This is a genomic window from Paenibacillus jepli (genome assembly GCF_047238105.1).
GTDB lineage: Bacteria > Bacillota > Bacilli > Paenibacillales > Paenibacillaceae > Paenibacillus_D.
The window spans coordinates 3647640-3661895 of record NZ_JBDFMD010000001.1 but is presented as its reverse complement, the minus strand read 5'-3'; the positions used below and the strand labels follow the sequence as shown (position 1 = coordinate 3661895).

Below are 14256 nucleotides of genomic sequence, written 5' to 3'. Positions count from 1 at the left end.
GGCCCGCCCACCAAAGGAGGCATTTGCATGAGAGCAAGCATTTACTACGGGAGATACTGGCGACTATATGCCATGCTGGTGCTGCCGCTGCTTTATTTTGTCATCTTCAAATACGGCCCTATGTACGGCGTACAGATCGCCTTCAAGGATTTCAACTTTTTCCAAGGGATTCACGGCAGTGAATGGATCGGCTTCGAGGCCTTCCGCGAGGTATTCAACAACCAGGAGTTCTACAAAACGCTGCGCAATACGCTCATGCTGAACGGGCTGGATCTGGTCATCTCGTTCCCTGCCCCGATCATCCTCGCCATTATGCTGTACGAGCTGAACATTAACTGGTTCAAACGCATCTCCCAGACGATACTGTATATTCCGCACTTCATCTCCTGGGTGATAATCGGCGGCATTGTCATGCAAGTGTTCGGCACGCAGTCGGGGATGATCAACAACGTACTGAATGGACTAGGCCTGGACAGCATCCCGTTCCTGACGGACAAGAACAGCTGGCTGGCGACCTATCTCGCTACGGGTGTGTGGCAAAGCGCCGGCTGGGGCACCATCCTCTATCTGGCTGCATTGACGGGCATTAACCGCGAGCTGTACGAAGCTGCCGAGATTGATGGCGCGAACCGCTTCCGCCGCATCTGGCACGTCTCTATCCCCGGCATCCGGATGACCATCGTCACCCTGCTTATCATTCAGCTTGGCAATATGATCAGCATCGGCTTCGAGCGGCCGTATGTCATTGGCAATCTCGCGGTGCGTGATTTTTCAGATGTCCTCAGCACGTTCGTCTACCGGATCGGCATTGAGTCTGGCCAATATACCATCGCCACAGTCGTGGGTCTCTTCCAGGCTGTGATCGGACTGATCTTCCTGCTGGCGGCCAATACCATCGCGAAAAAGCTCAACGGCGAGGGCATTATCTAGGACATAAATGAAAGGAAGGGACTACCTGATGACCGAGAAGCAAGCCAACCGCCTATTTGACCTGACCAATGTGGTCCTGATTACACTGGCTGTGATTGTCTGTATTGCGCCCTTTATCCATATCATCGCCATTTCTCTCAGCTCCTCGAGGGCGATCATGTCCGGTGAAGTCACGCTGCTCCCGATCGAGGTGACCTGGGAAGCGTACAAACGCGTCTTTACCGATGCCTCGATGCTCCGGTCGCTCGGCTTCACCATGTACTTGACGGTGCTGACCACCATTCTGAGTATGATTATGACCATTCTGGCGGCCTATCCCTTGGCCAAATCCTCGCTGCGATGGAAAAGCCTCATCATGTTCTTCATCGTCATTACGATGTTTTTCAGCGGCGGCATGATCCCCGAATATCTGCTTGTCCGGGACCTGGGATTGATCAACACGACCTGGTCGCTGGTCCTCCCCAATCTCATCAGCCCCTTCTTCCTGATCATCCTGATCACCTTCTTCAAGGCCATTCCGGATTCGCTGGAGGAAGCCGCCGACGTGGACGGCAGCAGCCACTTCCGCACGCTCTTCAGTATCGTCCTGCCGCTGTCTGCGCCGGTCATGGCGACACTGAGCCTGTTCTATGCCGTCAACCGCTGGAATGGGTTCCAGGACACGCTGATGTACATTACCAACCCGAATCTTTATCCACTGCAGCTCAAGCTCTACCAGATCGTCAGCAACGCCCAGGCCAGCGATCTGCTGCGCAGTGAAGGTGTCGGTATGTTCGAGATTATGCCTGAAGGCCTCAAGGCCGCCAGCGTCATTTTTGCCACCGTACCGATCCTGCTTGTCTATCCATGGCTGCAGCGGTATTTTGTGAACGGTACGATGGTCGGCGCGGTTAAGGGTTAAAGCGGATGAGCGGATTCTCCTTGACCTCAACGATGGAACGGGTGAAAGGCTTGTCCCCGCTGCTGTTCAAGCTGCGTGTATTTTACTTGCTGACCGGCTTGTCGCTCGGTATGCTTAACCCTTATATCAGTATGATTTTCATAGAACAGGGCTTGCGCCGCGACAGCATCGGCGGCATAATGGCCTTATCCTCGCTGCTCGTGATTGTGGCTCAGCTCTTCTGGGGACGGATTGCCGACAAATACCGGGCGACCCGGCTGATCCTTGTACTCAGCCTGGCTGTTCCCGCGGCGGCGGCCATGCTATTCGCGGTGCCTTCGGCTGCGCTGATGGTAGCCGTCTATATGCTCTACATTGCCTTTACAGCGCCGCTTGCTCCGGTAAGTGATGCCTATGCCGTGACGGCAGCGGCCAAGGCGGGCTCCTCCTACGGCACGATCCGCTGCTTCCAGAGCATCGGCAACGCCTTCGGCGGCTATATGGCCGGTGCCTTTGTTGCCATGTACGCGCCGCGTTTGCTGGGCCTGCCGTTTCTGCTGTTTGCACTGGCAGGCATCGTCGTTCTGATGGGAGTGCCACGCCAGGATGAAGTCAAGATCAAGCGCAAGTCATTCTCCCATGGGCTCAAAGACGTGCTGATGAACCGAACGGTGCTATTGTTTCTATTATCGTGTCTCTTGATTAACCAGACGCTGACGGCGTTCAACACCTATTTCGTCGTCGTCTTCCAGATGGCGGGCGGCAGCCCTCAATTGTCCGGTATTGCCTTGATGATCGCCGCGTTCTCCAACGTCCCTTCCATGTTCCTATCCGCGTACATTATCCGCTTCTTCGGGGTGGAACGGACGATGCTGATGGGCGCGATCGCTTATATTCTCCGCTGGGGCCTGCAGTGGCTCTATCCGATCCCGAGCGTCATGGTAGGCGTGCAAGTGCTGCAGGGCCTCTCCTTTGGCCTGCTCTATGTCACTGCCGTGGAATATATGGTCCGGATCGTGCCGGAAGATATGAGGACCACCGGCCAGAGCATCCTGGCCATCGTCTTCTCAGGGCTCGCGGGCATGCTGGGCAATCTGCTCAATGGCTACTTGCTGGAGACGGGCGGGCCGGATGCCATGAATCTGGCTTGTACGATTAGCGCAGCGCTGGGCGCTGGGCTGCTGGTGTTGATTATTCGCAGTCAGAACAGACAGAAAGGGGCGGTTCAACTTGACCACTAACCTGCTGACAGACATGTCGACTTCCGAACGCTACCTGGTCGAGCAAGCGATGACATGGATGGACGAGCACTTTGATCCCGAGGCTGCAATGATCGGGGAAGCCGGAGCCCGGCACGGCACGCGGGAGAGTGCCCATTATGCATTGGGGCTGCTGCTGCGGGACGAGCCCGGCGATGTCGAGACAGCCGTCCGCGTCATCGAACGCGTGCTCGACATGCAGATTATCGCTCAGAATGAATTGTACGACGGCACGTTCCGTAAATCCCCGGACTCTCCGCTCCCACCCTCGGGGTATGCGGCCTGGGGCCGCTTCTCGCCGGGCTTCGGCTATGCCAATTCGGACGCGCTCGACGAGGTGTACCGCCGCTTCGCCGCCTATGGCGGACTGCTCGGGGAAGGCGCGGAACCTGCACCGGCGGGCGCCGCCGCAGGTATGGGAACCGGAGCGCTGGGCGCGAGTGCCAATGGAGGTCCAAGGACCGGAGCAGTGGGCGCGAGTACCGCTGTCGGTACGGACCCGCTGTTCGCTCTGTTCCGCCGCGCCGTAGATGAAGTCTATCCGCGCGTATGGCGCAGCTTCGACCCGAACTGGCGGGAATTCATCGCCTGTACGTTTGCGATGATCCTCGAGCATTTTGAATCCCGGCTGTCTTCGTCTCTTGTGGAGCGGATGGACAAGGCTATGAAGCGGACGGTGTCCGCCTCGCTGGAGCGGTACGACTCGCAATCGATCCCGACCAATACCAATATTGAGCTGATGCATCTCTTTATCGCGCATTATTACGGTCACCGCTACAGCCTGACCAAGTGGGTCAACCATTCCGAAAATGGTGCAGCCGCGCTGCTGGACGACTATTCAGAGTTCCATTCATTCGCCGAGTTCAATTCGAGCACGTACTATGGGGTAGACCTTACAGCACTGGGCATGTGGCGGCGCTACGGCCGCAGCGGATCGTTCCGGGAGACCGGACGCATCCTGGAGCACGGCCTATGGGAAGATATCGCCGAGTTCTACGAGCCGGCGCTGGAGAACATCTGCGGCCCGTACGCGCGCAGCTATGAGAATGAAATGACCGAGCACAGCTCGATTGGCGTGCTCTTATATCTGGCTCTCGGGCCGGAATACAGCCACATGACAGGAATCAACTGCGAGACAAGCCATGACCCGATGATCGCGCTGGTTGGTGTGGATATGCCGGACGCCGTGCGACAACAGTTGCGCACCTCCCGGGGCGAGCGCTTCGCCTACCGCCAGTTCAACGAATTGTGCGAGCGGGACCTGCCGCCGCACAACCGCAATGTCTGCACCGCACGGGCCTGGCTCTCGCCAGAGCTGATGATCGGCGGCCTCTCAGGCAGCCGCAATACGAACGGGCAGATGCATCACGCCACTGCCCACTGGCAGGGACCGGACGGCCGCCGGTATTCGCTGCGAATGGTACGGCGTGAAGTCGGCCAGACCTGGAACTCGCATCTGCGCGGCATGACGTTCGATGTCGCGACTAGCGAGCGGCAGTTGAACATCGAAGCGCAGCTGCGCTGCCCCATGCCGGTCGAGCTGGTCTTCGAGCTAGGCGTCGCGGCAGCGGAGGTGCCGGGGTCGCGGGGAGCGGCGCCGCAGGCCGGCGGGGCCGTGGCGAGCGACCGCAGGGCGAGCAGCCTCGCAGCAGGCGCAACATCAGAGCAAGCCGCCGCGCACAGGAGCCCTTCTGAGCCATCAGAGCGCAATGAGGCGCTGGGCTTGCTCCACTCTATTGCTGTCACGACCGACCGTTGGGAGCTTCCCGGCCTTACGATCGAAGTAACAGCCGACGCGCCGCAGCCCCTCTTAACGCAGAACGGTCACAAAATGGAGATTGTCTACCCCGTGCATACGCTTGAGCAAACGTGGGAGACGATGAAGTTTCAGCTGCGCTTTATAGTCGCTTGCTCGCCTGAGAGGATGTGATCACCCACTTGCGGTGTCCGTCACTTCAAAGGAGAGCACGATTCTAAAGAAGTCTTGCATGCATATGGCGCAGATAGCGCCAGCGGATCAAGTAGAAATACCCCAGCTGCAGCAACAGGAAGCACAGGCAGATCGCGGCGGCCTGAACCGCCATGGAAAACTCCAGCAGCAGGCTGATATTGATGAACGCCACCACGCTATGCACGATCCCCACGATGAGGGGAAGGAAAAACATCAGCACCAGTTGGCGGGTCGCCAGCCTGCCGAGCTCCTGGCGGCTCAGACCGAGCTTGCTGACCAGCTGATACTGCTTCTCGTCCCGCTGCAGGTCGGCATAAAGACGGAAGTAGATGAAGCTCGCGGCAAAGGTGAAGAACACTACGCCCATCAGGACGCTGATGATGATCAGGATGCCGTTTCGCTGCTTGTCCTGGTGCCAGTTCACGGCGAGCGAGTTCAGCCCATAGCCATCGTCCCACCGGTTGCCCGTGATCTCGGCTTTTAGAGCCAATCCGGCGTCCAGGCTCCGCTCCCAGCCGTCGATGGCGTAATGGTGGTAGACCACAGGCGGCTTCTGTACGGGCAGCTCTGCGGCCAGGGCGGCGAAGGCGGCATCCGGGATGACGAGCGTATCCACATATTGAGTCAGTACCGGATCAACGACCCGTTCCGTTAGGGTGAATGTCCGGCCGCCCTCCTCGGGACCGATGGTCCGCGTCTCCGAGAAGTCCGTTAACGCCCGAGATCGCGCATCGCTCCCCGAGACCACGAACGCCGCATCCTCATCCGGCAGCTTCCTGGCTTCATAGCCGAGCACCCGCGCTGCCGCGTTATAATCCGAGAGACGGATATAAGGAGAATTTCTCCACTCCGCATACGTGATGACGGCCGAACGGTAGTCAATCACGTTCTCCTGCAGCCGCTCCTCGATCTGCCGTACATGGCCTTCCGCGAGCGGATGCCCGACCTCTGCTACGTACGTAAACGCATACGGATCTTCCTTCTCCGTAAGCCGGGGATCTCCGATTGCCATGCAGACCGCGATCCCGCAGATGGCGACGGCGGTCACATTGGCGACCATGAAGAACATATTGGCATTGTCCCGCATCCGATAAGCAAGATCGGTAAAGGTGAGCAGGTTGATCCGCCGGAACAGCAGGCCCTCCCGCCGCTTCAATGTCCGGATGACATAGACGCTCAGTTGGGTGAACAGGAAGTAGGTGCCGAGCACGACGAGCGCTACAGCCGATCCCAGGACGACTAACGTATAATTTGCGACGACGACAAAATAAAACACCAGCCCGTACCCCGCCCCCAACAGCAGCAGGCCCAGCAGCGACAGCAGCGGCGAAGCTTGGGCTCCTCGCGCGGCTTCTCCTCGGAGCGGATCAGCTCCAGCGGCTGATGACGGCGGCCGATCCGCGAAGCGAAGACAGCCAGGATCAGGAACATCGCCACAAATGCGGCCACGGTCGTCCATATCGCCGGCAGCGGGATATAAAAGGCCAGCCCTTCCTCCAACAGCAGCAGACGCCCCACGATGAGCAGGTACAGCTTGGTGAAGAGAACCCCCGCACCGATCCCTGTGAGGATCGACAGCAGCCCGATGATGATATTCTCGATGAAGACGAGCCGGGTGCGCTGACGCTCCGACATCCCCAGCATCATCAGGATGCCAAACTCCCGTTTGCGCACTTGCAGGAATGCGCCCGCTGAGTACAACAGGAACAGAAACGAGAAGACAAAGATAAAGTACTGCGAGATGCGAAGCCCCATCGTGCCCAGAGCGGAAGCCGTAGGGCTGCTGGCAGCCAGCTGCCCTTGCAGCGAAGGATGGTATTGCAGGAGCGCATAGATGAAGAAGATCATGACCGAGAACGAGCTGCTCATGAAGTGAGCGGCATAGGTGCGCTTGCGGCGCAGCACGTTGTTAAACGCGAATTGGCGGAAGCGCATGGTCGTCCCCTCCCAGCATCGACAGCACGTTGATGATCTTCTGATAGAACACCTGGCGGCTCTCGCCTTGATGGATCTCGCTGTAGAGGCGGCCGTCCTTGATGAAGACGACACGGTCGCAATAGCTTGCAGCCATCGCATCATGGGTGACGAGCATCATCGTCGCACCTTCTTCCTTGTGCATCCGGCTCATCAGCTCCATCACATCCCGTGCAGCCTTGGAGTCGAGGTTGCCGGTCGGCTCGTCGGCGAGCACCAGCTTGGGCCGGTGCACCAGCGCCCGGGCAATCGCCGTCCGCTGCGCCTGGCCGCCGGAGATCTCATACGTCCGCTTGTCCAGGATGTCTTCGATCCCGAGCCGCTCCGCCAGCTCCAGCGTCCGCTGCTTCATCTGCTGCAGGTCGGTACCGTCCAGCGTCATCGGCAGCATGATGTTCTCCCGCACGGTGAGGGTATCCAGCAGGTTGAACGCCTGGAAGACGAACCCCAGCTCGCGGCGACGGAAGTAGGCTAGCTGCTCCCGTTTCAGCGTATAGGGATCCTCGCCGCCGATGCGCAGCTCCCCCGAGGTCGGGCGATCGATGGTGGAGACCATATTGAGCAGCGTCGTCTTGCCGCTGCCGGACGGCCCCATGATGCCGACGAACTCGCCCTTCTCAATCGTCAGCTCGATATTGGTTAACGCCTGATAACCGATCTTGCCGGGGTAGGTTTTATTCAGCTTGCTTACACGAACCTGATCCATCGTTTTCTCTCCTTGCCGTTCAATGATACGCCTATTGTATCCCGCACCCTGCAGATTCTCCTATCGATCAGCCTTACAAGAAGGTGTCAGCGCTGTAAGATTCGGAGCCGGATTCCGATAGCGCCAAAATGAAGCTTCAGTCCGCCCTGCTTTCTGTCAATAAATAAGACAAAGAGCCGACCCGTGCTGCAAACGGTAATATACCGCCTGTACGAGCCGACCTAATGTATGCCCTTTACTCACGATGCTTCACCACTCCCGCCCGGGCAGCATGCGGGAAGATCAACCGCATCACCGTGCCGCGTCCCACCTCCGATTCGGCCTCGATCTGCTGGCCCATCCGCTCCAGCACCGCGCGGACGATATACAGCCCCATCCCCGTCGATTCCTTGAAGGTGCGGCCGTTTTCTCCCGTGAAGAAAGGACGGAAGATGCGGGCGAGATCCGCTGCCGGGATGCCGACACCGGCATCCTCCACCTCCAGATGCACCGCCCGGCCGCTCGGATAAGCGCGGATGGCCAGCTTGCCGCCGCCCGCACCGTACTTGGCGGCGTTGGTGATGAGCTGCTGGAGGATGAACCGCAGCCACTTGCGGTCCGTCGCGACCTGCAACCCCTCGTCCACAGACAACTCGGGATATAGCGAGCTGCGGATCAGCAGCCGCTTATGCTCGAGGATGACCTCGTTGACCGCCTCCCTCAGCTTGACCGCCTCGATGTGGAAATCCTGCTCGAACGTCTGCAGCCGGGCCATGTAGAGCACCATCTCCATCCCGGAGCGCAGACGCTCTGTCTCTTCTCGCATGCTCTCATCCCTGGGCTCTCCGCTCTCCTGCAGCATCAGCTCCAGCACTGACAGCGGCGTCTTCATCTGGTGTACCCACTGTTGCATGAAAGTCAGGTGCTGCGCCTGCTGCTCCTCCAGCGTCCGTACACGCTGCTCGTAGTAACGGTGCTGCGTCGCCAGCAGGTCGCTTGCCGCAGACGGCAGCGGCGCGAAGCCCAATGAGGCCAGGGCCAGCTCTTCGCCCGGCTCGGGATCGGCCATCAGCTCATAGAACCGCTTATGCGTCCACCAGCGGTAGACCAGTATACCGGCACATACGAGCAGTCCCAACAACAGTGCGTAAGCCGCTACGGTCAAGCTGCGGTAGCCGTCCAGCCAGAAGACGAGCACGACGATGCAGAGCTGCAGGACTGTACCGAAAAGCAGCGGCAGCTGGTCACGCCAGAACAGCCTCACCGGTTACTCCCGTCCCAACTGTCGTTCAGCCTGTAGCCCGTGCCTCTAACCGTTTCCAGCGCATCAGCGATGCCCAGCTCGGCCAGCTTGCGGCGGACCCGTGTCACATTGACGCTGAGCGCATTGTCATCCACGTAGGTATAATCGTCCCACAGCGCTTCCAGCATCGTCTCCCGAGTCACCAGCCGGGGGGCGCGCTCCATCAGCGTCTCCATGAGTGCAGATTCCCTGGGCGTCAGCGTCACTGTCCGCTCAGCCAGTTGCAGCACCATCCGCTCCGGGTAGAGCACCAGCCCCGCAGACTCAACCTTGCGCTCCCCGCTTGCTGCCGCATAGTCGCCGTAGACCCGCCGGAGCTGGCTGCGGATCTTGGCCATGACGATCTCGTAGCTGAACGGCTTGGTCAGGTAATCGTCGCCGCCGTTCTCGATCGCCCGTACCTGATCGGGCTCATCGCTGCGCGCCGAGATGAACAGGATCGGACAGGTCGATACGGTACGCAGCTGCCGACACCAGTAGAAGCCGTCGTACCGCGGCAGATTGACATCCATCAGCACCATATGAGGCCGGATCGACCGGAACTCTCCCAGCACATCCTCAAAATCCTGCACCACCTCAGCTTCATGTCCGTACTTCTCAATATGATGCTTCAGCAGCTGAGCGATCTTGGCGTCATCCTCGACGATCATCAGCTTGTACATCGACGCTCCCCCTTCTGCGGCTTCCGTTCGTCTCCAAACAGCGCGGGAGCAGGAGCGGTCACCGCCTGGCTGGCCGGACAGCGCTCCCAGCCGCGCTGCAAGGATCATGTGACATCAGTGTACCCGTTCTCTCCAAGAGCCGCAAGCAGCGCTATTCGTTCGGCATTAGCCCATACACGGTTACTTGCCTTGTTTATCCATCCAGTTGTCAATCATCCGATCGCATGCCATAATAGCCTGATGATCGTCAGACGGGAGCACGGACAGCTTCAGACCTGGGGTGTCCGACCGGCACCCTGTTCCGGGAGCAGAATTCGGCTAGGCCGATAGGGTTTTTCATCATGCAGAGAAAGGATGACTTGGTGGCTATGACAATTATACGCGTGGAAAATCGGGAGCAGTTGGAGATTGCCTTTGACATACGCATCGCGGTATTCGCAGAAGAGCAAGGCGTCCCTGTCGAGGATGAGCTGGACCAATACGAGGATGAGGCGGATCATCTGCTCGTCTACAGGGATGAGCGGCCGGTAGGCACCGCCCGGCTGCGACAGGTAGATGGTATCGCCAAGCTGGAGCGGATCTGCCTGCTGCCGGACTGCCGCAAATTCGGCCTCGGCCGCAGGATCATCGCCGAGCTGGAGCAGATGGCGCGGGAACGCGGCTTGACCAGCGCCAAGCTGCATGCCCAGGTCCAGGCTAAAGGGTTCTACGAAAAGCTGGGATACACACCGGCCTCGGAGGACTTCATGGAAGAAGGCATCCCCCACCTTGTCATGGTGAAGGAGCTGGGGGCGGCCGGCGGATCAGAGTAATTGCAGGCTGCACTACCCCTGGTTGGGCGCCTGCCAAGAGACGATAATTATAATTTCCCAAACAACAAGAAAGCGGCCCCCAAAAAGGCCGCTTCCACATGCGCCCTGCGGCACTCCGCTCCCTAGGAGCAGATGTGCCGCAGGGCTCTTCGTTATTCCCTCAGATAGCGCCGTGCCAGAACGAGATACACCGCGAGATACGCCGCGCACATGACCGCCACAAATCCGAAGCCGCCGAATACATCGGCGCGCCCCGCCCAGTAGCCGAAGCCCAGGCCCGACAGCATCACCGCCGCATGCTCGCCGAGTGAGTGAAACGAGCCGAGCGTCGCCCGCATCGCCGGGTCAGCCCGGTGCTGCATATAGCCCGAGATCAGCGGCTCCAGGAAGCCCGACGCGAGGCAGATCAACGCCAGCGAAGCGAGGCCGCTGATCCCCTGTCCCGCAGCCAGCCAGGCAAAGCCCAGCGCCATAAGCGCCGTGATGCCGCCGAGCAGCATCCGGTAGGTCACTCTGCCCTTCAGCTTGAAGGCCAGCAGGCTCCCCGGCAAGCGCAGCGCATAGATGCCGGCTGAGACGAGGCCAAAGTACAGGACGGGGATGCCCAGCCGGTCCAGATACAGCTGCCAGAACTCGTCGACGAAGTTCACCGCAGCGCCGATGATCATCGACGACAGCAGGACCAGGCACAGCTGGGGCTGCCGGCGGAAGAAGCGCAACGACGCTGCCACATAGGTGCGAATAGGCAGCGCGGCTTCCTCACTCCCCTCCGCCCCGCGTGCCGGTCGTGGCGGCTCCCGCAGCAGACAGGCGAACAGCAGCGCCAGTCCGGCGGCTGCCAGCGACAGCCAATAGTTGAAGGTGAACCCGAATCGGCTCGCCAGCAAGCTGCCGCTCAGAGCGGCGATGATGGTCGCCGTCAGATCCAGCGCATGGAGGCGTCCAACGTGACGCTCATAATGCTGTTCCCGGCCTTGCGCCAGCAGAGACTCGTAGAGCAGCGCCTGCTCGGCGCCGCTGCTGGCCGAGCGGCCGATGCCCGCCAGCAGGACAACCAGCGCAAAATGCCAGAAGTTATCCGCAAAAACCAGCAGCAGGAACTCGGTGCAGCCAAGCAGACCTGCCAGCAGCAGCAGTCGCCTGCGGCCCCACCGGTCCGCGGCGATACCCGAGGGCAGCTCGCAGACGATCACCGCAATGGCAAATATAATCTCCGTGTAGATGACCATCTGAATCGTCATCCCGCGCTCTTCCCAGTACAGCCGCTCAATTACGTAAGCCGGAATCAGACTGGAGAAGAAACGCATGGCGTACAGCCAATAAATATTGTAAGTATACTTGTACATATCCACTTCTCCCTTAGGTTGAGGTAGCTGTTGTCACTCTCTCAACCATCAGGGGGCGGACGTGCACGGCAATGGCCGTTATCTTAGCAAGGGGGTCTGGCTATTGTCATCTGCGTGTCCTCCACTCTTCGCAAAATTCGCAAAATCTTAATCTGCCGTTGACATCCTTGAAATGCTGAAGCAGTACAATGCAGACACCACGGCTCACAGGAGGCGAAGCCATGCGTTTGCTGTTTTTTACCGATACGTATCTGCCCCAGATCAACGGTGTCTCCCGCACGCTCGGCCGGCTCAGCGACTATCTGCACCGCACCGGCACCGAGCATCTGATCGTCACCCCGCGCAGCGGCGGCGACGGCCGCCCCGCCGCCCCGCATGATCCGCAGGGCGGACTGCCCGTGCGCTCACTTGCCAGCATCCCATTCGCGCTGTATCCGCAATGCCGGCTGGCGCTGCCCATGATGGCGTCTCTGCGCCAGGAGATCGAGGCATTCGAGCCCGATCTGATCCATCTGCTGACACCATTCAACGTCGGTCTGAGCGGATTGCGGTTCGCCCGCCGGCAGGGCATCCCGCATGTCGCATCGTATCATACGCATTTCGACCGCTATATGGAGCATTATCACATGAAAGCTCTGATCCCCGCATACTGGGCCTACACCCGCTGGTTCCACCAGAGCTGCTCGGCGATCTTCGCCCCATCTGCCGAGACCGTCGACGTGCTGCGGGAGCAAGGCCTGCACCGCCTGCGGATCTGGTCGCGCGGCGTCGATGCCGCGCTCTACTCTCCCGCCAAGCGCAACGCCGGTCTGCGCGAGCGTCTGGGCATCGCGGCGCCGCTGCTCCTGCTGTATGTGGGGCGGATCGCGCCGGAGAAGGATATCGATACGCTGACAGCGATCATGCACACGATCCCCGAGCCGCTCCGCAGCCAGGTGCACTGGCTGGTCGCCGGCGACGGCCCGCGTCTGCCGGAGCTGCAGGCCGAAGCGCCGGCTGGCGTGACCTTCCTCGGTCACACGGAAGGCGAGGAGCTGGCGGAGCTGTACGCATCCGCCGACCTGTTCGTCTTCCCTTCCAGCACCGAGACGTTCGGCAATGTCGTCCTGGAGTCGCTCGCCTCCGGCCTGCCCGTCATCGGGGCCGCCGCAGGCGGTGTGCAGGAGCTCGTCACGGATGGCCGGACCGGCAGATTGTGCGAGCCCGGCCAGCCGGCAGATTTCGTCCAGGCGATCACCGAGCTGCTCAGCTCCCCGGGCGAGCTCGCCCGCTACCGGGAGGCGGCCAGGCAGGCCGCGCTGCGCCGATCCTGGGACAGCATCTTCGCCGGACTCATAGACGACTACGCCGGGGTCCTTGAGACGCAGCGGGCGGCAGCCGCCTTCCCGGCTTGAGCAGCAGCTACCCCCGGACCAGCCGGACGGCTGTCTCCAGCGACTGGATGACCCGGTCGCACCATTCGTCGAATTCCGGGTCTTCCTTCTGCAGATCCGGATTCGCGAGGATGTGGGCGACCGTCTCGCGGATGCCTTGGTCCAGCCGGGTCGTCGCCACGAAGTCCGGCACCAGCCGCTTCAGCTTGGCGTTGTCGAAGACGACCGTATTGGCCTTGTCACCTAGCAGACCGCCCTTGAAATCATAGTCCCCGCAAGCGTCCAGGAACGTCGAGGGCACGTGAACAGCATCCAGCTCGACGCCCAGCGCATCGGCGATAATGCCGTAGATCTGGTTCCAGGTCACCGACTCGTCGGAGGTGATGTGCACCGCTTCGCCGATCGCATGGATGTTGCCCATCAGACCGATGAAGCCCTTGGCGAAGTCGCGGTTGTGCGTCATCGTCCACAGCGATGTCCCGTCCCCGTGGATGATGACCGGCTTGCCTGCCAGCATCCGCTTGGCGACTTGCCAGGAGCCATTCTTGCCATGGACGCCCAGCGGGATCGAACGCTCATCGTACGTATGACTCGGGCGGACGATCGTGATCGGGAACCCTTGCTCGCGGTACTGCCGCATCAGATAATCCTCGCAAGCAATCTTGTTCCGTGAGTACTCCCAATACGGATTGGCCAGCGGGGTGCCCTCTGTCACCCGGTAGTCCGAGAGCGGCGTCTGATACGCCGAAGCCGAGCTGATGAACATAAACTGCTTGGTCTTGCCGGCGAATAATCGATAATCGCGCTCCAGATGCTCCGGTACAAATGCGATGAAGTCCGCCACCACATCAAAGGACAGATCTTTGACCAGCTCCGCCACCCGTGCTTCGTCCTTGATATCCCCTTCGAGAATGTGGACACCCTCCGGCAGCCGGTCGTTGCGGTTGCCCCGATTGAGCAGATACAGCTCACAGCCCTGCTCGGCCAGCTGCCTAGTAATCGCGGCACTGATCGTGCCCGTTCCGCCAATGAATAACGCTTTCACAAAAGCCACCTCCATGGGATAATGATCATACTCCAA

The 14256-nt window shown here is 60.1% G+C and carries 13 protein-coding genes; 6 read left to right on the top strand and 7 right to left on the bottom strand.

Translation table 11 applies throughout. The annotated features are described in order from the left end of the window. The first annotated feature begins 27 nt into the window (after positions 1 to 27). Genes ABC336_RS16105 through ABC336_RS16090 form a run of 4 tightly spaced genes read left to right on the top strand, consistent with a single transcriptional unit; the run spans position 28 to position 4999 of the window. The gene (locus ABC336_RS16105) at positions 28 to 930 is read left to right on the top strand and encodes an ABC transporter permease (RefSeq protein ID WP_413239594.1); all 903 of its coding nucleotides are present in this window, start codon (positions 28 to 30) and stop codon (positions 928 to 930) included. A gap of 28 nt (positions 931 to 958) precedes the next feature. Next, positions 959 to 1831, top strand: a complete 873-nt coding sequence (locus ABC336_RS16100) for a carbohydrate ABC transporter permease (RefSeq protein ID WP_413239593.1) — start codon at positions 959 to 961, stop codon at positions 1829 to 1831. Between the two features lie 20 nt (positions 1832 to 1851). Continuing rightward, positions 1852 to 3051, top strand: coding sequence for an MFS transporter (locus tag ABC336_RS16095; RefSeq protein ID WP_413239592.1), 1200 nt, complete (start codon positions 1852 to 1854; stop codon positions 3049 to 3051). Next, the gene (locus tag ABC336_RS16090; protein ID WP_413239591.1) at positions 3041 to 4999 is read left to right on the top strand and encodes a hypothetical protein; all 1959 of its coding nucleotides are present in this window, start codon (positions 3041 to 3043) and stop codon (positions 4997 to 4999) included. Before ABC336_RS16095 ends, ABC336_RS16090 begins: the two co-directional genes overlap by 11 nt. 43 nt (positions 5000 to 5042) lie before the next feature. On the opposite strand, the gene ABC336_RS16085 is transcribed toward ABC336_RS16090, so the two are convergent. The 5 genes from ABC336_RS16085 to ABC336_RS16065 all read right to left on the bottom strand — a co-directional run bounded on the left by ABC336_RS16085 (position 5043) and on the right by ABC336_RS16065 (position 9644). Further along, positions 5043 to 6296, bottom strand: a complete 1254-nt coding sequence (locus tag ABC336_RS16085) for a hypothetical protein (protein ID WP_413239590.1) — start codon at positions 6294 to 6296, stop codon at positions 5043 to 5045. Next, positions 6260 to 6955: an FtsX-like permease family protein gene (locus ABC336_RS16080; protein WP_413239589.1), complete on the bottom strand. Its 696-nt coding sequence runs from the start codon at positions 6953 to 6955 to the stop codon at positions 6260 to 6262. Before ABC336_RS16080 ends, ABC336_RS16085 begins: the two co-directional genes overlap by 37 nt. After that, the gene (locus tag ABC336_RS16075) at positions 6930 to 7700 is read right to left on the bottom strand and encodes an ABC transporter ATP-binding protein (protein WP_413239588.1); all 771 of its coding nucleotides are present in this window, start codon (positions 7698 to 7700) and stop codon (positions 6930 to 6932) included. The genes ABC336_RS16080 and ABC336_RS16075 overlap by 26 nt, the downstream gene beginning before the upstream one ends. Before the next feature lie 235 nt (positions 7701 to 7935). Then, entirely contained in the window at positions 7936 to 8943 is a 1008-nt protein-coding gene (locus ABC336_RS16070; RefSeq protein WP_413239587.1) for a sensor histidine kinase, read from the bottom strand. Continuing rightward, positions 8940 to 9644, bottom strand: coding sequence for a response regulator transcription factor (locus tag ABC336_RS16065; RefSeq protein WP_413239586.1), 705 nt, complete (start codon positions 9642 to 9644; stop codon positions 8940 to 8942). The genes ABC336_RS16070 and ABC336_RS16065 overlap by 4 nt, the downstream gene beginning before the upstream one ends. A gap of 368 nt (positions 9645 to 10012) precedes the next feature. Here ABC336_RS16065 and ABC336_RS16060 point away from each other — a divergent pair, with 368 nt between their 5' ends. Beyond that, positions 10013 to 10456 (top strand): GNAT family N-acetyltransferase, encoded by a 444-nt coding sequence (locus ABC336_RS16060; protein WP_413239585.1) that lies wholly within the window; start codon positions 10013 to 10015, stop codon positions 10454 to 10456. Between the two features lie 152 nt (positions 10457 to 10608). On the opposite strand, the gene ABC336_RS16055 is transcribed toward ABC336_RS16060, so the two are convergent. After that, a complete protein-coding gene (locus ABC336_RS16055; protein WP_413239584.1) occupies positions 10609 to 11802 on the bottom strand; it encodes an MFS transporter in 1194 nt (397 codons plus the stop codon). A 221-nt stretch (positions 11803 to 12023) separates the two neighbouring features. On the opposite strand from ABC336_RS16055, the gene ABC336_RS16050 reads away from it, so the two are divergent. Then, positions 12024 to 13196, top strand: a complete 1173-nt coding sequence (locus ABC336_RS16050; RefSeq protein ID WP_413239583.1) for a glycosyltransferase family 4 protein — start codon at positions 12024 to 12026, stop codon at positions 13194 to 13196. 7 nt (positions 13197 to 13203) lie between these two features. Here the strand turns inward: ABC336_RS16050 and ABC336_RS16045 are convergent, their stop codons facing one another. Further along, a complete protein-coding gene (locus ABC336_RS16045) occupies positions 13204 to 14220 on the bottom strand; it encodes an SDR family oxidoreductase (protein ID WP_413239582.1) in 1017 nt (338 codons plus the stop codon). Positions 14221 to 14256: the final 36 nt, after the last annotated feature.

Bases quoted from the DNA above. Each gene is read 5' to 3' on its own strand.
- ABC336_RS16065 (WP_413239586.1), bottom strand. From the start codon at position 9,644: ATGTACAAGCTGATGATCGTCGAGGATGACGCCAAGATCGCTCAGCTG.
- ABC336_RS16100 (WP_413239593.1), top strand. From the start codon at position 959: ATGACCGAGAAGCAAGCCAACCGCCTATTTGACCTGACCAATGTGGTC.
- ABC336_RS16055 (WP_413239584.1), bottom strand. From the start codon at position 11,802: ATGTACAAGTATACTTACAATATTTATTGGCTGTACGCCATGCGTTTC.
- ABC336_RS16075 (WP_413239588.1), bottom strand. From the start codon at position 7,700: ATGGATCAGGTTCGTGTAAGCAAGCTGAATAAAACCTACCCCGGCAAG.
- ABC336_RS16080 (WP_413239589.1), bottom strand. From the start codon at position 6,955: ATGCGCTTCCGCCAATTCGCGTTTAACAACGTGCTGCGCCGCAAGCGC.
- ABC336_RS16050 (WP_413239583.1), top strand. From the start codon at position 12,024: ATGCGTTTGCTGTTTTTTACCGATACGTATCTGCCCCAGATCAACGGT.
- ABC336_RS16105 (WP_413239594.1), top strand. From the start codon at position 28: ATGAGAGCAAGCATTTACTACGGGAGATACTGGCGACTATATGCCATG.
- ABC336_RS16060 (WP_413239585.1), top strand. From the start codon at position 10,013: ATGACAATTATACGCGTGGAAAATCGGGAGCAGTTGGAGATTGCCTTT.